Source organism: Enterobacter sp. SORGH_AS_0287 (assembly GCF_031453695.1).
Lineage (GTDB): Bacteria > Pseudomonadota > Gammaproteobacteria > Enterobacterales > Enterobacteriaceae > Enterobacter > Enterobacter ludwigii.
The window spans coordinates 64,115-87,002 of the sequence record NZ_JAVIZW010000001.1 but is presented as its reverse complement, the minus strand read 5'-3'; the positions used below and the strand labels follow the sequence as shown (position 1 = coordinate 87,002).

Below are 22,888 nucleotides of genomic sequence, written 5' to 3'. Positions count from 1 at the left end.
TGCTATTCCCTTTTATCTGGCCTTGCCCGAACTAAGGAGAGCAGCATGTCTTATCTTCACAGCGTCATTCCCCCCTATATTCTTCGTCGCATTATCGAAAGTGGCTCTGAGCCGCAGCAGCGCTGCGCCCGTCAGACGTTAACGCATGTGCAAACGCTCATGGCGCATATGCCGGGCAAACCCGCCGCGCCGCACGTCAATAAAGCCGGTCAACTGGAGCGTGATATTTACGATGCCAGACAGACGCAGGAGCTGCCGGGTACTCAGGTGCGTTATGAGGGCCAGCCGTCAAATGGCGATGTGGCGGTTGATGAAGCCTACAATTATTTGGGGGTCACCCATGATTTCTTCTGGAAAATGTATCAGCGCGATTCGCTTGATAATAAAGGCCTGATCCTGACCGGTACCGTGCACTATGGCCGGGAATATCAGAACGCCTTCTGGAATGGTCAGCAGATGGTCTTTGGCGATGGCGACGGCGAAATATTTAACCGCTTTACCATTGCCATTGACGTCGTGGCCCACGAGCTAAGCCACGGTGTCACCGAGACCGAAGCCGGGCTTATCTATTTTGAGCAGTCTGGCGCGCTGAATGAATCATTGTCAGATGTGTTTGGCTCGCTGGTCAAACAGTACCACCTCAAACAGACCGCCGATGAAGCCGACTGGCTGATTGGTGAGGGGCTGCTGGCAGACGGTATTAACGGCAAAGGGCTACGCTCCATGTCAGCGCCCGGCACCGCCTATGACGATCCTCTGCTCGGTAAAGACCCGCAGCCTGGGCACATGAAAGACTTTATCAAAACGCGCGAAGACAACGGCGGCGTACACCTGAATTCAGGTATTCCCAACCGGGCGTTTTATCTGGCCGCGAAGACGATTGGGGGTCATGCCTGGGAAAAAGCGGGATATGCCTGGTACGACACAGTTTGCGACCGTCACCTGGCGCAAGATGCCGATTTTGAGGCCTTCGCAAAACTGACGGTTGCCCACGGCGAGAAACGGTCCGGTGGCGACGTGGCGGCTGCGATAAAACAAGCCTGGGAACAGGTGGGAGTGCTGTAAATGCAGGTTCCGGAACTCACAGATGACGCCGTCGTTGAGCTGGCCCGGGAAGGCGGCGTCGCTTTTATCCCTAAGCTAAGCGGCCAACGCACCATTACGCTTTCGTCACTCAATGAGGCCCAGCGTCAGCGCGTGGTAAGCATCCTGGAGCAGGCATTTCCACGCGGCCAGCCGCCGGGTGAACCCACCTCGCCGGGGAGTGGCGATCAGCGTTATTTTCGCATCCAGATAATCTGGACTCAGCACAATCAGGCCCAGTACACCGATATGATTGTGCTGGTGCCTGAGCAGGAAGCCCCTGAGTCGCTGGTCGAGCTGTGGCAGAAAGGCGAAGGCTGCGTGTGTGATTAAACTTCAGCCGGGACAAATTCCACGCGCTTTTTCGAAATCAGGCCGTGGCCGTTCTGGCAGAAATAATCCACCGCACCGCAGGCTTTTAAGACCTGGAGTGGCTGATGACACTCCGGGCAGCGGGCTTCGAGCGCGATATCCTTATCGCAGTGCTCACAGTGGGCGATGCCATTTTGCGCTTCAAGCTCTGCGTGGCAATCCGGGCAGGTAATCGACATGATGACTCCTTTGCTGGGCATTCTGTAATGCGTTGATATTAACACGCAGCACTCAGTGCGGGCCACGCAGCTGTTGCTGTAAGGTCAGCAGCAGTTCTACTTCCGCCATTCGACGGCGTGTCGTCCGGCTCACTTCTTCCGGGTCACATTCGAACAGACTTTTCTGCCCCAGAATGCGCTCTGCCAGGCAGTGCGTATAAATCGTGCCTGGAATATGCCAGCGCTGAACCCGATCGCCGTCCGTCAGCACGAGCACATCTTCCGCTCCGTGACGATCGTGGCTTATGACGCGCCCGTCATGCAGATACAGCCGTAACCCTTTTCGCCCGCCTGACGGTCCCGCATATTTGTTGAGCCAAATCTCCACCGGAATGCCACTAAGCTGCCCGCGAAGATGAGCGCTGCCCTCTGCCGTGGTGAGATCGCCCTGTTTGATCTCACGCCCAAGCCGGTCAGTAGCGGCCACCACCTGCAGCGTCATATCATCCCCGCCCCCCAGATAACGCACCGTTTCACGCAGCATCGCCAGCACATGCGTGCCGATGTCCAGGATAACGCCGTCAGGATGGCGAAGCGTGCGGGTGTCCATTTCACCCGTGGCGAAGTTAAGCGCGACAGGTTCTCCTTTTGCGTTAAACCCGCTCGGTTCCTGCAAAAAACCGTCAATTCTGGCGATATCAGCAAAAGTCCCGATCAGCCCAAGCTGAACCGTTGCGAGGCGCGCCATCCAGTGGTCAAGTGCGAGCACACGGGACGCCGCACCGGGCAACGCCAGCAGCCTGTTCAGTTTTTCGAGCTGCGCGAGCGTGGCGACGATGGGTTTTTCAACCACGATCCGCACCACAGGAGACGCCAGGGCGTGCTCCAGCACCTCAAGATGCTGCAGAGAAGCCGTGGTAATAAACAGGGTATCAAGAGGATGCGAGAGAAGTTCGGTGAGAGAGGCGCAGCGCGTCACGCCTTCAGGGTGTCTGCCAGGCTGAACATCAAAACCCAGGCAGTGCAGTGAATCGCCATACAGATTGTGTAATGCAGGTAAATAAGCGGTTTCCACCACCGCGCCAAGACCAACAAACCCTAACAGCATGTTCTACCTCGTCGAGTAAATTACCGGGGCAAACGCCTGCCCCGGTATCGACGAGCGAGGCGTTATCAGGCGTTAGCGGCCGGTTTAGTCTGCGCATTTTCCAGCATGCGACGTACCGGAACAATGAGGACGATCAGCACCGCGGCACAAATCAGCAGCGCGATGGAGCAACGTGCGAAGAGATCCGGCAGCATATCCAGCTGGTCGGCCTTCACGTGACCGCCAATCAGACCTGCCGCCAGGTTGCCCAGCGCACTTGCGCAGAACCACAGGCCCATCATCTGCCCACGCATTCTTTCCGGTGCCAGCAGCGTCATGGTCGCCAGACCAATCGGGCTCAGGCACAGTTCCCCCAGCGTCAGCATCAAAATGCTCCCCACCAGCCAGAATGGCGACACGCCCGCGCCACCGTTATTCAGTACGTTCTGCGCAGCCAGCATCATCAGACCAAAGCCTGCGGCGGCACACAAAATACCAATAACAAACTTGGTGATACTGCTCGGACGAATGTTCATGCTGGCAAGTTTCGGCCAGGCCCAGCTGAATACCGGTGCCAGCAGGATGATGAACAGGGCGTTAATCGACTGGAACCATACCGCCGGGATTTCAAAATCACCGATCATGCGGTTAGTGTAGTCGTTGGCAAAGAGGTTGAATGACGTTGGCTTTTGCTCGAAGGCGGACCAGAAGAACGCAGCGGAGACCAGCAGAATAAAACAGACCAGAAGTCTGGCACGCTCTTTACGATTCAGGCCCGCAAAAAGGAACAGGTAGATAAAGTAGAGGGCAACGGACGCCGCAATCACGTAAACCAGCACGCTGGCTACCGCAACCGGGTTAATCACAATCACACCCTGCGCGATCAGCGTAACGATAACCGCCACACCCACAGCCAGCGCCAGCAACCATGCGCCTACGCCGTTTCTTTTCACCACCGGGCTGTTCCAGGTCGAGTCCAGCCCCACTTCGCTGTCATAGCGTTTCATTGCCGGAACGGCAAACACACGGAAGATGATCAGGGCAACCAGCATCCCGATGCCACCAATGCCGAAGCCCCAGTGCCAGCCGTGAGATTTAATCAGCCAGCCGGAAATCAGCGGCGCGATAAACGAGCCCATGTTGATGCCCATGTAGAACAGCGAGAAACCGCCGTCACGACGCGCATCGCCTTTTTTGTACAGCGTCCCCACCATGACCGAGATACAGGTCTTAAACAGACCAGAACCGAGCACGATGAACATCAGGCCGATAAAGAACAGGTTATCGCCCATGATGGCCGAAAGCGCAATCGACAGGTGGCCGAGCGCAATCAGGATGGATCCGTACCAGACGGCTTTCTGCTGGCCGAGCCAGTTATCCGCCAGCCAGCCCCCCGGCAGTGCGGCCAGGTACATGGTGCCGGCAAAGATGCCCACAATTGCCGACGCGTTTTCACGTGCCAGCCCCATCCCGCCGTCATACACGGTGGCGGCCATAAACAGGATCAGTAATGGGCGAATGCCGTAAAACGAGAAACGTTCCCACATCTCGGTAAAGAACAGCGAACCGAGCGGATAAGGATGGCCGAAGAACGTTCGGCTTTCTTTTTGATTAACAGAGGATTGCATAATTCTCCCAGGAAGGTATGTGTCGTGCTTGTAAACACCAGCATGTACGCCGGCCAGTTACGTATCTGACCGATTTTTTACATGCGGCGAAAAGTTAGTTAACCATTTGATAACCAGTCGCTAGTTTTGTCTAGTACCGGACCCTGGACTTTAAGATGAAAATTCGATGATTGTCTACTTTCTTAGATTTAAACTTGGTTAAAAGTGAATAGTGATTGACATCACACAGAGAGGACTGGCGGTATGAGTGGGCGAAAAAAAGCCCGCGATCAACGCGGGCTTCAGAAAGAACGGCAACGCTTATTTGCTTTTCTTAATGTGCTTAATCAAACGCTTACGCTTACGCATCTGGTTTGGCGTCAGGGTATTGCGCTTGTTGGCGAACGGGTTCTCCCCTTCCTTGAACTGGATGCGGATTGGCGTGCCCATGACGTCCAGTGATTTACGGAAGTAGTTCATCAGATAGCGCTTGTAGGAATCCGGCAGGTCTTTAACCTGGTTGCCGTGAATCACCACGATTGGTGGGTTATAACCACCGGCGTGAGCATATTTCAGCTTCACGCGACGACCACGCACCAGCGGCGGCTGATGGTCTTCTGCTGCCATGTTCATGATACGGGTCAGCATGGCGGTGCTCTGACGACGGGTGGAGCTGTCGTACGCTTCACGCACGGACTCAAACAGATTACCTACACCGCTGCCGTGTAACGCAGAGATAAAGTGCACGCGAGCAAAGTCGATAAAGCCCAGACGGAAGTCGAGCGTCTCTTTCACCTGCTCTCTCACCTCATTACTCAGGCCATCCCATTTGTTGACCACGATAACGAGTGAGCGCCCACTATTCAGAATGAAGCCGAGCAGAGAAAGGTCCTGATCGGAGATACCTTCACGCGCATCGATGACCAGCATGACCACGTTGGCATCTTCAATCGCCTGCAGGGTTTTGATAACGGAGAATTTTTCCACCACATCGGTGATTTTCCCTCGCTTACGTACGCCTGCGGTATCAATGAGCACATACTCACGCTCATCGCGCTGCATCGGGATATAAATACTGTCGCGGGTGGTGCCCGGCATGTCGTAAACGACCACACGCTCTTCGCCGAGGATACGGTTAGTAAGTGTAGACTTACCTACGTTTGGACGGCCCACGATAGCCAGTTTGATCGGCAGATCCTGCGGGTTGAAGTCGTCTTCAGGCTCTTCCTCGCCCGCTTCGCCGTCTTCGAACTGCGCCCAATATTCGGCGTCTTCATCGATCTCTTCCGGCGGGTTAACTTCATCAACCCACGGCAGCAGAACGGTTTCCAGCAGGCTGGTCACGCCACGGCCATGAGATGCCGCAATCGGGTAGATTTCGCCCAGACCTAAGGACCAGAAATCCGCAACCGCCTGGTCTGCATCAATACCGTCAGTTTTGTTCGCCACCAGGAAAGTGGGTTTTTCACGCGAGCGCAGATGTTTCGCAATAGCGGAGTCCGCCGGCATCAGGCCTGCGCGAGCGTCCACCATAAACAGAACCACGTCAGCTTCTTCAATCGCCAGCAGCGACTGTTCCGCCATGCGGGTTTCAACACCATCTTCTGTCCCGTCAATACCACCGGTATCAATACAGATGAACTCGCGTCCTTCTACTTCTGCACGACCGTACTTACGGTCACGCGTCAGCCCCGGGAAATCCGCAACCAGCGCATCACGGGTGCGTGTTAAACGGTTAAAAAGAGTGGATTTTCCAACGTTAGGGCGCCCGACAAGCGCGACCACAGGTACCATGTTTGAAGCCTCATAAAATTCAAATAAACGTCGCATTTGCGGCGTTTTTAAAAATGTCAAAACGGCTCCTGAGTGAACAGGAGCCGTTTAGTATACTACAACCGCTGGGTAATTAACGCGTGATCGCGTACAGCGTGCCGTCTTTTGCCTGAATCAGCAGTTTGCCGTCAGCCACGACCGGTTCCGTCAGGAAACCTGAGCTGTCGACTTTTTGCTGAGCAACAAAACGACCGTTGTCCGGGTCAATCCAGTGCATATACCCTTCGCTATCACCCACCACCAGGCTACCGTTATACAGTGCTGGTGCGGTCAGCAGACGGTGCAGCAGATCGCTTTGCGTCCACAGCGTAACACCACCTTCGGTGCTGAGCGCCAGCAGACGGTCGTTCTGATCGACCATATAGATACGGTTGCCATCAACCACGAAATCATTTACCGAACCCAGTTCACGTTTCCACATGACCTGGCCGCTGCGCAGATCCAGCGCGGTCAGGTTACCGTTATAGGCCAGTGCGTAAACCACACCGTCAACGATAACCGGGGTCGTGTCGACATCGCTCAGACGATCGATTTCCGTTGAGCCTGTCGCCTGAGAAATACGCTGCTGCCAGATCATCTGGCCTTGCTGCATCAGTACCGCGCTTACACGACCGTTGTCACCGCCAACAATGGCGGCACCAAAGGCGGTAGCCGGCGCAGATTCACCGCGCAGGGACAAGGAAGGCATATCCAGGTTCACGGTCCATTTCACCAGACCATCGGCTTCGTTCAGCGCCTGCAGTTGGCCGTTGCTGGTGTGGATCAGTACCATGCCGTCGCTCACGACCGGACGAGACAGAGACTCACCGGCCACGGAGGTTTGCCATGCAACAGAACCATCGCTGGTGTTGAGAGCATAGACCTGGGCTTTTTCGCTACCCACGTACACATGCCCACCGGCAACGGTCAGACCGCCAGAAAGCAGTGCCGGTTTACGAGAGAACCAGCCGTCTTTTTCCGCCAGGTTAACCGACCACACTTCTTTCCCGTCATCGGCATTAACCGCCTTCACGGTACCTTTGCGGTCAGCCGCATAGATAACGCTGTCGGCAAAAGCCGGGTGCAGGTTGGAATAAAAATCACCAATACCATCGCCCACGGAGGTGCTCCACGCGGTGGACGGGGTAAACTGGTTTTCAACAGTCGGCAGTGGGGACATTTTCACAACGTCTTCTTCGCCACTGAACAGTGAACAGCCACTCAATAACGTAACAGAAAGCAGTCCTGGCAGAAGTAATTTACGCAATTGCATCGGGTCCCTCTCAGACGGACAAATTATTTATTTTCATCTGCATCATTTCGCTCAGCGCAGGTGAAGCTTTGCTCTCTACGCCAGCTTGCCACGCTTTACGCGCGCCCGCTTTGTCACCTTTGCTCAGCAGTGCTTCACCGCGCAGATCGGCAACAATGGCAGCAAAACCTTCACCTTTGATGGTATCGAGCGTTTTCAGCGCATCGTCAGCTTTTTTCTGCTGAACCTGAATACGAGCCAGGCGCAGATTGATTACCGCTTTCAGATTTTCATCACTGGCGGCGGTTAGCCCTTGTGACAGCAGGCTAGCGGCTTTATCCAGTTCGTTCTTATCAACGTACTGCTGCGCCACTTCCAGTGCGGCCAGCGCACCGTAGGTGTTTTTGTTGTCAGCGGCAAATTTCTCTGCCGCCGTCAGCGTTTGCGGCTGATCGGCACGGATTGCGCTAACGGTATTTTCATACGACAGCGACGCGTCACGCGCGGAGTCCGCCTGATGACTGTTCCAGTAACGCCAGCCTACCAGCGCACCGACACCTAAAATAACCCCAACAACCAGCGCCTTGCCGTTTTCGACAAAGAAGCGTTTAATCGCGTCGACCTGATCGTGTTCGTTCTCGTAAATTTCCACGCAGTCCTTCTCCTTAGCCCAATAGAGTGCGCAAGTGCGCCGCAACGCCGTCCTGCGTTACCGTTGTCTGCTCACCAGAGCGCAGGTCTTTCACAACCACTTCGCCGTTAGCCACTTCGGACTCGCCCAGCACCAGTGCAATACTTGCGCCCCATTTATCGGCACGAGCAAACTGTTTTTTGAAGTTGCCGCCGCCATGGTTGGTCATCAGCTTCACGTCCGGCAATGCATCACGCACGCGTTCCGCAAGCTGCATTGCCGCAGGCTGCGTTTCCGCGCCTGAGGCTACCAGGTATATATCGACAACGGAATCTGCTTTAAATTCCGGATTAACTGCCTGAACCAGCAAAACAAGTCGCTCAAGACCCATGGCGAAGCCTACGCCAGGGGCTGGACGGCCACCAAGCTGCTCAACCAGACCGTCATAACGACCGCCGGCACACACGGTGCCCTGGGAACCGAGGCTGGATGTCACCCACTCGAACACGGTGCGGTTGTAGTAGTCCAGACCGCGCACCAGACGCTGGTTCACGGTATAGGCAATGCCCGCGGCTTCCAGCAGTTTGCACAGACCCGCAAAGTGCTCACGTGACGCTTCGTCCAGGTAGTCGCCCAATGCAGGTGCATCGTTCAACAGCGCCTGTACGTCAGGATTTTTGGAATCCAGCACGCGCAGTGGGTTGCTGTACATACGACGTTTGCAGTCTTCGTCCAGCTTCTCTTTGTGCTGCTCCAGGAACGCAACCAGTGCGTCACGGTAGTTCGCACGTGCTTCCAGAGAACCGATGGAGTTCAGTTCCAGTGAGACATGCTCAGCAATGCCGAGCGCACGCCACCAGCGGGCAGTCAACATAATCAGTTCGGCGTCAATGTCCGGGCCCTGCAGGCCAAAGACTTCCACACCCAACTGGTTGAACTGGCGATAACGACCTTTCTGTGGACGTTCGTGGCGGAACATCGGGCCGATATACCACAGGCGCTGCTCCTGATTGTACAGGAGACCATGTTCGATGCCGGCGCGTACGCAGCCCGCCGTACCTTCCGGACGCAGTGTCAGGCTGTCGCCGTTGCGGTCCTCAAAGGTGTACATCTCTTTTTCAACCACGTCGGTCACTTCGCCGATCGCGCGTTTGAATAACGGGGTCTGCTCTACAATCGGCAAACGGATTTCGCTGTAACCGTAGCTGCCGAGCACCTGTTTGAGTGTGCCTTCAATGCGCTGCCAGATGGCGGTTTCGCCAGGCAGATAATCGTTCATGCCGCGGATGGCTTGAATGTTTTTTGCCACGTTTATTCTCTTTCTATATACAAAAAAGAACCCAAAGAATGGGTTCAATCATACATGGGAAGCGCCACGCTTCCCATCACGTTATTTTTCAACCTGCTGAATGCTGATGCGCTGCGCTTCATCCATCATTGTTGCTTTGGCACGGATGCGAGCTTCAAGCTGGTCGATCATGTCACTATTATCCAGACGATCTTTACGCACGCCATCTTCATAGAGACCACTTTTCTTGTTACCGCCGGTGACGCCGAGCGTTGACACCAGGGCTTCACCCGGACCGTTTACCACGCACCCGATGATGGAGACGTCCATCGGGGTGATGATATCTTCCAGACGTTGCTCAAGCGCATTCACCGTGCCAATCACGTCAAATTCCTGACGTGAACAGGTTGGGCAGGCAATGAAGTTGATCCCACGTGCGCGGATACGCAGTGATTTGAGGATATCGAAACCGACTTTGATCTCTTCTACCGGATCGGCCGCCAGCGAAACACGCAGGGTGTCACCGATCCCTTCCGAGAGCAGCAGCCCCAGGCCGATCGCCGATTTAACGGAACCGCTACGAAGGCCACCGGCTTCCGTAATCCCGAGGTGCAAAGGCTGATCGATCTGTTTTGCCAGCAGGCGATAAGACTCTACTGCCAGGAACACATCTGAGGCTTTTACGCTGACTTTGAACTGATCGAAGTTCAGACGATCAAGATGATCAACGTGACGCATCGCGGATTCAAGCAGCGCCTGCGGCGTTGGCTCACCGTATTTTTCCTGCAGATCTTTTTCCAGGGAACCGGCGTTAACGCCGATACGGATAGGAATATTTTTATCGCGGGCGCAATCCACCACCATGCGGATACGCTCTTCGTTACCGATGTTGCCCGGGTTAATACGCAGGCAGTCGACGCCATATTCAGCAACTTTCAGCGCAATGCGGTAATCGAAGTGGATATCAGCAACCAGCGGAACGCTGACCTGCTGTTTGATCAATTTGAACGCCTCAGCGGCATCCATTGTCGGCACGGAGACGCGAACAATGTCCGCGCCTACACGTTCTAACGCTTTGATCTGATTGACCGTCGCTTCCACGTCTGTGGTGCGCGTGTTGGTCATCGACTGGACGGCGATAGGAGCCCCATCGCCGATTGGCACATTACCAACGTAAATCCGTTTCGATTTTCTACGTTGAATCGGAGCCTGGTTATGCATGAAAAATCTCCCGCGTTGCCCGTCTGTTACTGTGCTGCTGATTGTTCGGCATTAACGGTAAGACGCGCAACCTGGTTAGTTCTGATAAAGCGGCTCAGGTCGACAGGTTTTCCTTGATACTGGATCTGTACTGCTGCCGGAGCGCCGATTTTAAGTTTATACGGTGCTTGGCCGGTTAGGTTTAACGTGCCATCTTTACGCTGCAGACCGCTGAACAGTTTTTTACCTGTTGCATCGGTCACTTCCAGCCAGCAGTCAGCAGAGAAGTTCATCACCAGCGCATTTGGGTCCGCCGCCGGCGCAGCCGTTCCGGCCGGATTGGTTGGCAGTGACGCAGCACCGTTGTCCGCAGGCTGAGTGGCCGCTGGCGCGTTGGTCGCGGTATCCACGTTTGCCTGAGAAGGGGCAACCACCGCGTTTGGATCCTGAGCCTGAGGCGCAGGGGTATTAGCCGTTGCGGCGGGTGCCTGCCCGGCATCGGTTGCAGGCGCATCGGTCGCGGCAGTCTGCGGCTCGCTGGAGGTGGCAGCACCTTCGGTATTCAGCGGCACGCTCTGAGCGTTGTCATTGCCGGACTGATTGAGCTCGGCGGAGGATTGATCGGCCATGGTGGTGATCTCTTCCTGCTGCGCCTTGTGGTTTTGCCACCACCATGCGCCCGTCAGGCCGATCACCACAAACAGCACCAGCCAGGTAAAGCTCATCAGCCAGCCATCACGTTTTTTACGACGTTTTCCCAGGGAGAAGGTCTGCATCGGCGCAACTTTTGCTGCGCGGACCGGTGCCTGCTTCTCCATCATTGGCAGTAATTCTTCTTCAGGGATATGCACCAGTTTTGCATAAGAGCGGATGTAACCACGCAGAAATGTTGAAGCCAGATCGGCCGGAGCCTTATCTTCTTCAATATCGCGAACCGTGGAAACCTTCAGACATAAGCGTTCTGCAACGGCTTGCTGGCTGAGTCCGAGTTGTTCACGGGCGTTGCGAAGACGAACGCCAGTGGAGAGTGCTTCATGTTGGTCGTGAGTGGCTTCAGTATTCATTCGCTACAACTACTGGTACGTGAAAAAAAAGGGTTCAGGTGCCGGTAAGTCACAATGCCACCCGCACCGCGAAAGTTCTGATCAGTTAACCTTGAACAGACAGTATAAGTCTGTCAGCCCGGAGATGACAGCACAGCCCTGCCCGTCAGGATAAACTGTTGTTACGTCGTTACATACTGCCCGAAAGTCGGATGAAACGCACCGTAATTATTGATCAGTCATCACGAATCTGACTGATTATTCAGTAAGATTATGCTTCACGGCGCAAATAATGCGCCGTGAGTGCATAAGAATCAAACAGCTTTGACCGCAATCGTCTCGCCCTGCATACGTTTACGCAGGGTACGTTTGGTACGGTCAATCACATCACCTGCCAGCTGTCCGCATGCAGCATCGATATCATCACCACGGGTTTTACGCACGATAGTGGTGAAACCATACTCCATCAGCACCTTGGAGAAACGGTCGATACGGCTGTTCGAGCTACGGCCATAAGGCGCACCCGGGAACGGGTTCCATGGAATCAGGTTGATTTTGCACGGCGTATCTTTCAGCAGTTCAGCCAGCTGATGCGCATGCTCGGTACCGTCGTTTACGTGATCGAGCATGACATACTCGATCGTCACGCGGCCCTGGTTCGCGTTGGATTTCTCCAGGTAGCGACGCACGGCGGCGAGGAAAGTTTCGATATTGTACTTTTTGTTGATGGGTACAATTTCGTCACGGATTTCGTCGTTCGGTGCATGCAGGGAGATCGCCAGCGCAACGTCAATCATGTCGCCCAGCTTGTCCAGTGCAGGCACTACGCCTGACGTCGACAGCGTTACGCGACGCTTGGACAGACCAAAGCCGAAGTCATCCAGCATGATTTCCATCGCCGGAACGACGTTGGTCAGGTTCAGCAGTGGCTCGCCCATGCCCATCATCACTACGTTGGTGATTGGACGGGTCCCGGTCACTTTCGCCGCACCGACGATTTTCGCCGCACGCCACACCTGGCCGATAATTTCAGACACGCGCAGGTTACGGTTGAATCCCTGTTGAGCGGTTGAGCAGAACTTGCACTCCAGCGCACAGCCTACCTGAGAGGAGACGCACAGCGTGGCGCGGTCTTCTTCCGGGATGTAGACGGTTTCAACGCGCTGATCGCCAACGGCAATCGCCCATTTGATGGTGCCATCGGCAGAGCGCTGCTCCTCCACCACTTCTGGTGCACGGATTTCAGCCACTTCTTTGAGCTTATTGCGCAGCACTTTGTTGATGTCAGTCATGTCATCAAAGTTGTCGCTGCAATAGTGGTACATCCATTTCATGACCTGATCGGCACGAAACGGCTTCTCGCCCATCTCTTTAAAGAACTCGCGCATCTGCTGACGGTTCAGATCCAGCAGGTTAATTTTTCCATTTTTATTTGGAACCGCAGGAATGGCGACTTCGGAGGTATTCACTAATTCAGACATAATTTTTTCCGGCCTCGTTGTTACACGTTATGGCCCATGGAGGGTTGAAAAGAAACGCCCCGGAAAGCAGTCTGCTCGTCCGGGGCGTTGCATTGTACAAAGTCTGGCGCAGGGATGCCACGTCTGCACGCGGCATTTACGAAAATAATGTGTAAACGAAACCGTTAAATTAACGGGTACGTGGACACACTTCGCCTTCAGCGAAGAAGAACGCGATTTCACGAGCGGCAGATTCAACAGAATCGGAACCGTGGGTGCCGTTCTCGGTGAAGCTGTCTGCATAGTCGGCGCGCAGGGTACCAGCCAGTGCGTTATCCGGGTTGGTCGCACCCAGCAGGTCACGGTGACGCTGTACTGCGTTTTCGCCTTCCAGTACGGATACAACGATCGGGCCAGAAGTCATGAACTCAACCAGACCGTCGAAGAATGGACGACCTTCGTGCTCAGCGTAGAAACCGCGAGCCTGCTCAACGGTCAGGTGCAGCATTTTGGTGCCAACGATTTTGAACCCTGCTGATTCAAAGCGAGCAAAGATGCTGCCAATAACGTTTTTTGCCACCGCGTTTGGTTTGATGATGGAAAAAGTACGTTCAATAGCCATGATAACCTCTGTAAATGTTCTGTTGTTTTTCATACCTGAGTATGGTGTGGCGCGGATTATAATGAGCAATAGCGCCATTGCCTATGGATTCAGGTAACATTTTTTTAAAATGAGACGAAGATTAGCAACAGCTCACAGCAGAAGAGACGTTTAACGCTACTGCAGCGTGAAATTCACCGTCGCCACCTGCCCCGCTTCATCCATCACCAGCACCTGATAATCGCCTGATTTATCAAGCTGCAAGGTGTAAACCCGGCTCTTCACCGCCAGCGGTTCGCCATTCAAAAACCACCAGCGTTCACCGCTATTGCCGGTGGCCTGTAGCGGTAACGAGACGCGGGATTCCCCCGGCAGACGCTTGATAACCGCGCCTTCACGCACGCCAGTCAACATCAGCGGTGCAGGTGAGTCCTGCGACAAGGGCGGACAGGTAGCCGATGGCGAAGGGATCCGTGCTGAGCGCCGCTCGGCTGCAGGCAGCCAGGGTTCCAGCGGCAGCGGCCAGACATCCAGAACTTTCTCGGTCGCATCCGGGCAGTCTGCCGCCACGCGTTTGCCCTCTTTATCCAGCCAGACCGGGAAACGGATCCCGCGAATACCTTCCTGTTCCGGTAAGAGCAATGTCGGCGGCTCGCTGCCGTCCAGCAGCCAGGTCGCCAGACGACGACGGCAATTTTCGCTCCCTTCCGGCAGCGACTGGCCGCCCGGCCAACAGATGACGCCGCGTCCCACACCGTCAGGACGCGGGTCGCGTGGCAGACGCGCCTGATCGAGCGTTGAACCAGACTGCAGAACATTATTTACCTGGTTAAGCAGAGGTACCGCGCTCGCAAACCCAAACTGACCCGCCACAGGCGTGCCGTCCGGTCGTCCGGTCCAGATCCCAATAACGTAACGGGCATTCAGCCCTACCGCCCATGCATCACGGTAGCCATAGCTGGTTCCCGTTTTCCATGCCAGAGGTACCACCTGAGGCAGCGCATTGTCCGGCAGCGGCTGCGCCTCATTGGCCAGAATACGGCGAATGATCCACGCCGCCCCCTGGGATAACAACGGCCGCTCTGACAGGGGATCGCCTGGCTGTAAGCGCAGCCGGCCCGCTTTACCGTGTCGGGCGAACGCGCTATAGGCCGCGGTGATATCGGCCAGCCGCGCCCCTGCCCCGCCCAGGATCAGCGATAAATTTGGCTGTGCGCCAGCAGGTAAAATCAGCGGCAAACCTGCATTACTCAACATCGCAGCAAAACGTTTTGGTCCGTATGCCTCGAGCACCTGCACGGCGGGCAGATTAAGAGAGCGTACCAGCGCTTCACTCATACTCACCGGCCCATGAAACCCACTGTCGAAATTACCCGGGCGATAATCCCCCGTTTTTCTTGGAACATCCTGGAGCAGCGATGCCGGGTGGATCAAACCGTCGTCCAGCGCCATACCGTAGATAAAGGGCTTGAGCACCGATCCCGGCGATCGGATCGCATTCACCATATCCACATGGCTAAACCGGGTATCATCGTTAATGTCGACCGATCCCACCCAGCCACGCACTTTCATATCCGTGTGATCGACGACGATCATTGCCAGCGAACTGCGTGCCGGCAGGCGGGATTTCCAGTTCATCGCCAGTTCTTCAAGCTGCCGCTGCAGGGACGCATCCAGGGTAGTCACAATTTTAGTATCGCGACTTTTGCTGAGCATCATGCGCGAAAAGAGCGGTGCCAGCTGCGGCATTTGCCGGGGCGCCAGCCATACCGCTTCTTCACGGGACTCCTTAACCTGGCTTGCCGACCAGACGCCCTGCGTCACCATCCGATCGAGCACTTTGTTGCGTGCCGCTTCTGCACGTTCCGGCCAGCGGTCAGGACGTAACCGGCTTGGCGCCTGCGGCAATACGGCGAGCAGCGCCGCTTCGGAATAGCTAAGCTGCGAAGGTGGTTTGCCGAGATAGGTCCAGCTTGCCGCACCAATCCCCTGCAGCGTACCGCCAAACGGGGCACGGTTAAGATAAAGCGTGAGGATGTCGCGCTTAGAGAGGTGCCACTCAAGCTGCATGGCTCGCCAGAGCTGACGAATTTTGCCACCAAAAGTGCGCGGATGCGGATCCAGCAGGCGCGCCACCTGCATGGTGAGCGTGCTACCGCCTGAGACAACCCTCCCGGAGGTAAGATCCTGCCAGGCGGCGCGCAGCACAGAGAACGGATTCACGCCTGGATGGTCCCAGAACCAGCGATCTTCATACTGGATCAAGGCTTCAAGATAGCGGGGAGAAACCTCTTCGAGAGTGACCGGATAGCGCCAGATCCCTTCGCTGTCGGCAAAACGCCAGAGCGGTGTGCCCTTTTCGTCCACCACCACCCGTGCGGGGTTGACCTCTTTCAGAGGCAACGGCCACAGGCGATCAGCGGCCAGAATCAGCCCCCATAAAATGAGAAGCGCTCCCGCCAGCCACAGCCAGCGGGAGCGTATCAGACGTACAAGCCGCATATTACGGTACAACAATCAGCGGGCCACTGGCCGCACCTGTTGCCCGCCACTGCGGAACATACATGGACTCTACCATCGGGACCGGCACCTCATAGGTTCCCGGCGTCACGGCGCGCGCCAGATAAACCAGCGTGACCGGCTGCCCTTCGTTAACCGGCACCGCCGCCACAAAGCGATCGTCGCGGAATTCCATATGCTGAATATCCGCCTGCTGCATCTGACTGAGCAGGTTCTGCACTTCGCTGCCGCTGTCCTGCAGGCTGGCGCTGCTGCTCGCCAGGTTCTGGTTTTCAAGTTCCAGCCCCGCCGGGAGGAGATCGACAACCAGCGCATCCGGCACGTTCTGGCTGGCCTTCACTTCAAGCCATACCAGCACCAGCTCGCCGCTCTTCAGTGACGTGAGCGACTTTGTGCTGCCGTCGGTTGCCAGAATATGGCGCTCAATCTGCAGCACGTTAGACGATGGCTGAGGTGCAGATGCCGGATAACCGGTGCTATCAAGGCGTACCCACAGCGGTGTGCTACCGGTATTTGTCACCTGCAGCGCGCCAAGCTGGTCGCCGTTCACGTTCTGTACCAGGGCTTTATCACCGCCTGATGCGGTATCCGCCAGAGACGTTTGCGCCTGCCATGCGCCGGATAAAGTTTGCAGCGAGCGTCCGGCCAGGAACAGGGCGTTACTCTCCTGGGTCGAGAGCCAGCGCTGGCTGAAAGCTTGTTCCGACAAGGCGTTCAGCAGCGTATTTTGCGCATCCGGCAGAAGCTTGTACTCCTCAAGCAGAGAGAGCATCAGCGCATTATCACGAAGCGCACTGCCATAATCGGCCATCCAGTTTTTGCTGTCGTTACGCGGCGTTTTGATGGCCAGACCCAGTGCCTGCTGGCTGCGCGGTGCGTCGCCCATCAATTTTAGCGCCATCCCCAGCTGCATCAGCGGCAGCCCGGAAGCGGCCTGTCCGTGACGTTCCCAGATTTCACGCAACGCACCAAGCGGGGCCTTTTGCTGGCGAGCCAGCACCAGCGCGGCATAGGCCTGCACCGCAAATTTACTGGCCTGGGTATCATCGCTGTAGCGGATGGACATCATGCCCGGGTCCTGCAGGTAACGCAGCAAGCGGCTGTTGGCGTTGTTAACCGCCTCAGCAGGCACGCTGTAGCCCTGCTCGCCTGCACGAACCAGGAAGTCAGTGACATAGGCGGTGAGCCAGTACTCCTCCGGACCGTTTTTATCCCAAAGCGCGAAACCTCCGTCATCACGCTGCATCTGCAGCAGACGGGAGATTCCGATATCAATGGCCGCACGGCGCTTGTCATCCGTATCCCCTTTGATGCCAAGCGCGGTCAACTGCGCCGCGTTGGTGTAGAGCGACGGGAACAGACCACTGGTGGTTTGCTCCAGACAGCCATACGGGTATGCCTGCAGCTCACGAATATAGCGCGCCAGATTCAGAGGCGGTTTCCCGCTCAGCAGCAATTGTCCCTGTAGCGTGGCAGGAGAGAAGCCATTAAGGTGCTGCGCCGGTGCACTCCACGACTCACCAGGATTCAGCATGGCACCGGTGTTAACGGTCTGCGCCGGGAATGCCGGACGAACGCCGATTTTCCAGCTCTTCTGTTGTGCAGCGAAAGTCTCGCCCGGCAGCTGCAGGCCGGTCACCTGAGCGGTTACTTCACCATCACCGTAGCCATCCAGCGCACGTACCGGGATAAACAGGGTGCTGCGCGCGCCCGGCGGTAACTTCACGGGCTGCGGCTGTGCGCCCTCAAGCGACAGCTTGCCGGTAGCGGTAAAAGCAACGTTCAGCGTTTGCGGCTGGTCCGTCAGGTTGGTCACATCCAGCGTCAGGCGTGAGGTATCGCCACTTGCCAGGAAGCGCGGCGTGTTCAGTTCGGTAATGATTGGGGCGGCGACAATCACTTTACCTTCGCTGCTGCCGAAATCATCTTCCGTCCAGGCCTGCGCCATCAGACGCAGCTCGCCATTGAAGTCTCCAATGGGCAGCGTCACGGTCCCTTCACCGTTAGCATCGAGCTCGACCGGCTGCGCCTGCTGGGCAATGATAGTCACGTGGTTCACCGGTGGTTTACCGCCGCGCTTAAGCTCATCGCCGTCACCACCAAAGCGCAGTGCAGCCATGCGGCCCTGCCCTTCAATGACCTGACCGTAAATATCGTAGATATCCGCGCCGTAGCGCTTCTGACCGAAGAACGCTTCCCACGGATCCGGGGTAACGTAATCGGTGATGTTCAACACGCCGCTGTCCACTGCCGAGATCAGCACATTCACTTTCTGCGGAACGGCGCCTTCTTTGACGCTGGCCTTCACCTTCACGGACAGCGTCTGGTTTGGCCGCATTTTCTGCGGATTTTCCAGCGCGACATTCAGGCGGCGATTCTCATCGCCCATCGGCAGATGCAGTAACCCGACGGCACGTTTCGGCGTCGCTGATTTGGATTTATCGCCAGGGCGTACCACCAGCGTGCTGAGATAGAGATCGTGACGTTTCCAGGCCTTATCCACCGGGATTGAGAGATCGAGCCCGTTGGCCGGTACGTCGATCTCTTTCCACCACAGCGGCCCTTCGCTGGACTCGATCATCGCATAGCCTTTACCCGCCGCCGGAGCAGCGATATGCAGCTGGATGGTATCTCCCGGCTGATAGGAAGGCTTGTCCAGTTTCATGGTCACACGGTCAGGGCGAGCAGCACCGGTGCCGTCACTATTATCCTGCCAGCTGTAGCCGGCCCAGAAGCGCACGCTGCTGACCATATCGTCCGGCGCTTTGACCTCCAGACGGTACGAGCCCCACTCCACCGGGAAGGTCACTTTACCGGTTTCATCGGCCTTAAGGGTCAGCTCCTGCTCGCCCTCCACCAGGTCTTTCTGATCAAACTGTGACTGCCAGCCATCGCTCTCTGACCAGTTCCAGTAGTAGTCACGGCGCTCACGGATCAGGCGAACCTGTAACCCGGAAACCGCCTTTTTTGCCCCGCTGGCATCGGCATAGACGATATCAAAGCTGGCATTGCCGTTTTCATCCACGATCGGCTGGTTGACGGTGGTGTCAGTGCGGTAGTCATAAACGGCCTTACTGGCAAACTGAGGACGGATACCCGGCAGCTCAGCCGCCGGCCAGATGGCCTGCTCAGCACGGCGCGTCACCGGGCGACCGCCCGACTCCAGAAGGCTGGCCTGCAGGATCAGCTGCAGCGGTGAATGCGCCTCTTTCCACTGGCTTTCGGTCGAGACCTGTCCGCGCCCCTGTTCATCAAGGGTTAGCTGAACTTCATCCAGGCTGCGGCTCAGGTTCTCTTCGGCAATATCACCGAACTGGAAGCCCGGCAGTGCAGCGACGGCTTCGCGCAGCGGTCGCAGGAAAAGCTGGCCTTGCAGGGAATTTCCGTTGGCAGGTGCGCCATACAGGTAATAACCCGCAATGTTAAAGTCGACGTTATCCTCGGTGGAAACCGGCGCTTTTTGTCCCGTCAGATTAAGCGCCATACGCTCCGGCATAAAATCTTCAACGTGGAAATCCCACAGGCGCTGTTGGTTATCGCCGGTATTGGCGCGGATATGCCACATACCGGTCTGCGCCCCGCCGTCCAGGGAATAATTGAAGCGATAGAGGCCGTTCTCAGGCTGGACGACAACCGTGCGCGCCACCTGTCCGTCCGGGCGCAGTACGTCGAGTTTAACCGGCTGGGCAGGAAGCGGTTTACCGTCGCTGTCGCGCAGCAAACCATTGAGGATCACCGTTTCGCCAGGGCGATAGAGATCGCGCGGGCCAAACATAAAGAATTGCTTGCTGTAGCCTGGGCTACCTGCGATATCAAACTCCGCCAGATCGAGGGCCGGAAGTTTGAGGTCAAGCAGCGTGGTCTGCCCGTCTTTGCTGGCCAGAATCAGCGCGGCTTCTTTGTCAGTCTCAAGTTTTGCGTGGCCGTCAGCATCGCTGTTCGCTTCGGCAAGCGTCTGCCCTTTATCATTCAACAGGGTGACGGTAACGCCGGATTGCGCCGCGCCATCTTCCAGGCTCTGGGTGAAAATATCCAGACGGTTATGATAACGGTGAGCGGACAACCCAATATCACTTAAGGTAAAGAGCGTCGCGGCATTGCTGTAGTTATAGTGCCCGGCCTGATTCATGACCGCAATGTACACGCCTGACTGCTGGAGCGGCTTAATATCCCGCAGCGGCAACAGCAGTTTTTCACGGGTGTTGCGTGCCGGATTGAGGTCAAACCGGCCGGTATACACCAGGTCCGCCATTTTGAGCAGATTATCGGACTCCCAGTTGGTCAGGGAGTTACGGTACTCCCACTGGCTGACAAAGGAGGCCAGGGATTCAGGCTTCACGCGGTAGAAATTCACGTCAACATTGTTGACGTTGAGCGCCATTACCGGCAGACCTTCCACCACCTTGCCCGGCAGCAGCGAGCCACGGCTGGCAAAACCGACCGTCGGTTCAACATCCCGGGTAGTCAGGGCTTTTTCGTAATCGATACCAAATGTCGCTTTGTTCAGCGCCTGCAGATCACGTTCAACGGTGACAACCAGATTGCGGTTGGGTTCCAGATGGCGCAGGCGTAGCTCTTTCAGGTTAGGTGCGAGTTCCCACGCCCCGTCAACCTTGCCGCTTTTTTTATCCACCACATGCACTGTTTTGGCGAAATCCTGATCGGGATTAAGCGGAACAGAGAAGGTCAGGACCAGCGTGGCCGCGCCATCAAGCTGCACCTCTGAAGTATCCAGCAGGGTGAGCGCTTTGCCCTGACTCTGTGCCGCCAGCGTTGCCAGCTTTTCAGCGTCCGGCTTTTCCGGTGCTTTCGGTGTCGTTGCTGTGGATGCTGCGGGAGCCGCAGCCTGAGAGTTATCGTCGCTGTTATCACAGCCGACAAGCGAAAATGTGGTAAGCAGCGCGAGAGAAATCGCGGCTAAGCGAAACGGTGTCATCCTTTGTCCCTGGCCCATGGAGCCTGTTGGTCGTCTTCCGGATAAGTATTATCCGCAAGTTTCATTAATACAAAAAGTCTAATTTTAGAATCTGGAAAGCACCTCGCAGAGCGACGACGCCTTTACTCAGGCACTGCTATGCCGATCACAGTCGCAAACGTCACATGTTACCTTTTACGTCATTTGTTTTTAAAACAAGAAGATAGCTGGATTACCTCGCCTCTAGCCTGCTAGCTTTAAGCTCAAGACGCACCCCGAGTGCGCGGTTCACTAAGAGAGACAGTCATGAAACGAGCCGTGAACGCCCTACAAAATTTCGGAAAATCGTTGTACGGACCGGTACTTATCTTACCGATCGTCGGTCTGTTTATCGCATTCGGTAACGTCCTGGGGAACGGTAACCTCGCAGAGTATGTGCCGTTTCTCGGCCATCCGCTGATTCAGCATGTTGGTCAGCTTATCGCGAAATCGGCCGTGTCAGTACTGGTTAACCTGGCGCTGGTGTTTGCCGTCGGGATACCGATTGGCCTGGCCACGCGTGATAAAGGCTATGCGGCCCTGATCGGCCTGGTGACCTTTGTTGTTTTCATTAACGCGATGAACGTTACGCTGCAGCTCCAGGGCGAACTGGCCCCCGCTGACCAGATGAAAGCCGCCGGGCAAAGTATGGTGCTGGGCGTGCAGGTGCTGGAGATGGGCGTTTTCGCCGGGATCCTGACCGGGGCGCTGTCCGGATACCTGTACAACAAATACTCCGGCGTACAGTTTAACGGCGCGATGGCCATCTATTCCGGCCACTGTTTCGTCGCCATCGTCATGCTTCCTGTCTCAATGCTGCTTGGCGTTGTGATGAGCGAACTGTGGCCATTTGCCCAGCATGGCATCAGCGCACTGGCGCTGGCGATCAAAGGTTCCGGGCCTTTTGGGGTGGCCATTTACGGCTTCCTGGAACGTATTCTGGTGCCGACCGGCCTGCATCATCTGGTCTATACCCCCTTCCTGTATACCGAACTTGGGGGGACGCAAGAGGTATGCGGCACGGTTTATCAGGGCGCACGCAATATCTATTTCGCCGAAATGGCTTGTCCGGAAGTGAAGCAGTTGAGCAGCACGGTAGTGTGGGACGCGCGCGGCATCAGCAAAATGTTTGGCCTGCCCGCGGCGGCTCTGGCGATGTACATGACCGCCAGGCCGGAGCGCAAAGCGGCAGCCAAAGCCATCCTGATCCCGGCAGCATTAACCTCTTTGCTGGTGGGCGTTACCGAGCCGATTGAGTTTTCGTTCCTGTTCGTCGCTCCACTGCTGTTTGTGGTACATGCGGTGCTGACCGGCATCGGCATGATGCTTTTCTCCCTGTTCGGTGTTCATGCCATCGGCGCTAACGGAATTATCGATTTTATTCTTTATAACCTGCCGCTCGGTACGGAGAAGTCCAACTGGCCGATGTACATCGTGGTCGGGCTCATCATGTTCGCGCTCTATTTTGTGGTGTTCCGCTTCCTGATCCTGCGCTTCAACATGAAGACGCCGGGACGCGAGGATGACGATCAGGAGACGCGCCTGTACAGCAAACAGGAGTATCAGGCGAAGGGGAACAATGACGGGCTGGGTGAATCCATCGTGGTGGGGCTGGGAGGCCGGGAAAACATTGAGGTAGTGGATAACTGCTACACCCGCTTACGCGTCACGGTGAAGGATGTCTCCATCATCGACGAGCCGCGCCTGAAAGCGACCGGCGCGAAAGGGATTATCAAACAAGGTAACAACGTTCAGGTGGTCTACGGGCTGCATGTCAAAAAAATGCGAGAAGCCGTTGAGACGTTTCTCTGAGAGGAGCT

16 protein-coding genes are annotated in these 22,888 nt (G+C 56.1%); 3 read left to right on the top strand and 13 right to left on the bottom strand.

All coding sequences use genetic code 11. The features are described 5' to 3' along the window. Positions 1-45 precede the first annotated feature (45 nt). Both QE396_RS00390 and QE396_RS00385 read left to right on the top strand, forming a co-directional pair. Positions 46-1,065, top strand: a complete 1,020-nt coding sequence (locus QE396_RS00390; RefSeq protein ID WP_020883038.1) for a M4 family metallopeptidase — start codon at positions 46-48, stop codon at positions 1,063-1,065. Next, positions 1,066-1,416: a protealysin inhibitor emfourin gene (locus tag QE396_RS00385; protein ID WP_020883037.1), complete on the top strand. Its 351-nt coding sequence runs from the start codon at positions 1,066-1,068 to the stop codon at positions 1,414-1,416. Here the strand turns inward: QE396_RS00385 and QE396_RS00380 are convergent. The 13 genes from QE396_RS00380 to QE396_RS00320 form a co-directional block, all read right to left on the bottom strand. After that, positions 1,413-1,634 carry a zinc ribbon domain-containing protein gene (locus QE396_RS00380; RefSeq protein WP_020883036.1) on the bottom strand — a complete coding sequence of 74 codons (222 nt, stop codon included), beginning with the start codon at positions 1,632-1,634 and terminating at the stop codon, positions 1,413-1,415. The genes QE396_RS00385 and QE396_RS00380 overlap by 4 nt on opposite strands. A gap of 52 nt (positions 1,635-1,686) precedes the next feature. Further along, a complete protein-coding gene (locus tag QE396_RS00375) occupies positions 1,687-2,721 on the bottom strand; it encodes a Gfo/Idh/MocA family oxidoreductase (RefSeq protein ID WP_020883035.1) in 1,035 nt (344 codons plus the stop codon). A gap of 65 nt (positions 2,722-2,786) precedes the next feature. Continuing rightward, complete coding sequence (locus tag QE396_RS00370) at positions 2,787-4,328, bottom strand: peptide MFS transporter (RefSeq protein ID WP_025203468.1); 1,542 nt, start codon at positions 4,326-4,328, stop codon at positions 2,787-2,789. Positions 4,329-4,628: 300 nt separating this feature from the next. Further along, on the bottom strand, positions 4,629-6,101 hold the full coding sequence (gene der / locus QE396_RS00365) for a ribosome biogenesis GTPase Der (protein ID WP_020883033.1): 1,473 nt from the start codon (positions 6,099-6,101) through the stop codon (positions 4,629-4,631). Positions 6,102-6,213: 112 nt separating this feature from the next. Continuing rightward, complete coding sequence (gene bamB, locus QE396_RS00360) at positions 6,214-7,392, bottom strand: outer membrane protein assembly factor BamB (RefSeq protein WP_014171163.1); 1,179 nt, start codon at positions 7,390-7,392, stop codon at positions 6,214-6,216. A 10-nt stretch (positions 7,393-7,402) separates the two neighbouring features. Then, complete coding sequence (locus QE396_RS00355) at positions 7,403-8,023, bottom strand: YfgM family protein (protein WP_020883032.1); 621 nt, start codon at positions 8,021-8,023, stop codon at positions 7,403-7,405. A gap of 13 nt (positions 8,024-8,036) precedes the next feature. Then, positions 8,037-9,311, bottom strand: a complete 1,275-nt coding sequence (hisS, locus tag QE396_RS00350) for a histidine--tRNA ligase (protein ID WP_020883031.1) — start codon at positions 9,309-9,311, stop codon at positions 8,037-8,039. A gap of 81 nt (positions 9,312-9,392) precedes the next feature. Beyond that, complete coding sequence (ispG, locus tag QE396_RS00345) at positions 9,393-10,511, bottom strand: flavodoxin-dependent (E)-4-hydroxy-3-methylbut-2-enyl-diphosphate synthase (protein ID WP_014171166.1); 1,119 nt, start codon at positions 10,509-10,511, stop codon at positions 9,393-9,395. A 26-nt stretch (positions 10,512-10,537) separates the two neighbouring features. Further along, positions 10,538-11,554 carry a cytoskeleton protein RodZ gene (gene rodZ / locus QE396_RS00340; protein WP_014171167.1) on the bottom strand — a complete coding sequence of 339 codons (1,017 nt, stop codon included), beginning with the start codon at positions 11,552-11,554 and terminating at the stop codon, positions 10,538-10,540. Between the two features lie 293 nt (positions 11,555-11,847). Then, the gene (locus QE396_RS00335; protein ID WP_014171168.1) at positions 11,848-13,014 is read right to left on the bottom strand and encodes a bifunctional tRNA (adenosine(37)-C2)-methyltransferase TrmG/ribosomal RNA large subunit methyltransferase RlmN; all 1,167 of its coding nucleotides are present in this window, start codon (positions 13,012-13,014) and stop codon (positions 11,848-11,850) included. 169 nt (positions 13,015-13,183) lie between these two features. Further along, positions 13,184-13,615 (bottom strand): nucleoside-diphosphate kinase, encoded by a 432-nt coding sequence (ndk, locus tag QE396_RS00330; protein ID WP_003860625.1) that lies wholly within the window; start codon positions 13,613-13,615, stop codon positions 13,184-13,186. A gap of 156 nt (positions 13,616-13,771) precedes the next feature. Then, positions 13,772-16,096 carry a peptidoglycan glycosyltransferase PbpC gene (gene pbpC, locus QE396_RS00325; RefSeq protein WP_020883030.1) on the bottom strand — a complete coding sequence of 775 codons (2,325 nt, stop codon included), beginning with the start codon at positions 16,094-16,096 and terminating at the stop codon, positions 13,772-13,774. 1 nt (position 16,097) lies between these two features. Then, on the bottom strand, positions 16,098-21,050 hold the full coding sequence (locus QE396_RS00320; protein WP_020883029.1) for an alpha-2-macroglobulin: 4,953 nt from the start codon (positions 21,048-21,050) through the stop codon (positions 16,098-16,100). Between the two features lie 285 nt (positions 21,051-21,335). On the opposite strand from QE396_RS00320, the gene QE396_RS00315 reads away from it, so the two are divergent. Further along, complete coding sequence (locus QE396_RS00315) at positions 21,336-22,880, top strand: PTS transporter subunit EIIC (protein WP_020883028.1); 1,545 nt, start codon at positions 21,336-21,338, stop codon at positions 22,878-22,880. Positions 22,881-22,888 lie beyond the last annotated feature (8 nt).

What these genes read in the sequence shown, in the direction of transcription:
- QE396_RS00380 (WP_020883036.1), bottom strand. Translation starts at nt 1,634, where the DNA reads ATGTCGATTACCTGCCCGGATTGCCACGCAGAGCTTGAAGCGCAAAAT.
- pbpC (WP_020883030.1), bottom strand. Translation starts at nt 16,096, where the DNA reads ATGCGGCTTGTACGTCTGATACGCTCCCGCTGGCTGTGGCTGGCGGGA.
- ispG (WP_014171166.1), bottom strand. Translation starts at nt 10,511, where the DNA reads ATGCATAACCAGGCTCCGATTCAACGTAGAAAATCGAAACGGATTTAC.
- QE396_RS00320 (WP_020883029.1), bottom strand. Translation starts at nt 21,050, where the DNA reads ATGACACCGTTTCGCTTAGCCGCGATTTCTCTCGCGCTGCTTACCACA.
- QE396_RS00385 (WP_020883037.1), top strand. Translation starts at nt 1,066, where the DNA reads ATGCAGGTTCCGGAACTCACAGATGACGCCGTCGTTGAGCTGGCCCGG.
- QE396_RS00375 (WP_020883035.1), bottom strand. Translation starts at nt 2,721, where the DNA reads ATGCTGTTAGGGTTTGTTGGTCTTGGCGCGGTGGTGGAAACCGCTTAT.
- rodZ (WP_014171167.1), bottom strand. Translation starts at nt 11,554, where the DNA reads ATGAATACTGAAGCCACTCACGACCAACATGAAGCACTCTCCACTGGC.
- der (WP_020883033.1), bottom strand. Translation starts at nt 6,101, where the DNA reads ATGGTACCTGTGGTCGCGCTTGTCGGGCGCCCTAACGTTGGAAAATCC.
- QE396_RS00335 (WP_014171168.1), bottom strand. Translation starts at nt 13,014, where the DNA reads ATGTCTGAATTAGTGAATACCTCCGAAGTCGCCATTCCTGCGGTTCCA.
- QE396_RS00315 (WP_020883028.1), top strand. Translation starts at nt 21,336, where the DNA reads ATGAAACGAGCCGTGAACGCCCTACAAAATTTCGGAAAATCGTTGTAC.
- QE396_RS00370 (WP_025203468.1), bottom strand. Translation starts at nt 4,328, where the DNA reads ATGCAATCCTCTGTTAATCAAAAAGAAAGCCGAACGTTCTTCGGCCAT.
- bamB (WP_014171163.1), bottom strand. Translation starts at nt 7,392, where the DNA reads ATGCAATTGCGTAAATTACTTCTGCCAGGACTGCTTTCTGTTACGTTA.
- ndk (WP_003860625.1), bottom strand. Translation starts at nt 13,615, where the DNA reads ATGGCTATTGAACGTACTTTTTCCATCATCAAACCAAACGCGGTGGCA.
- QE396_RS00390 (WP_020883038.1), top strand. Translation starts at nt 46, where the DNA reads ATGTCTTATCTTCACAGCGTCATTCCCCCCTATATTCTTCGTCGCATT.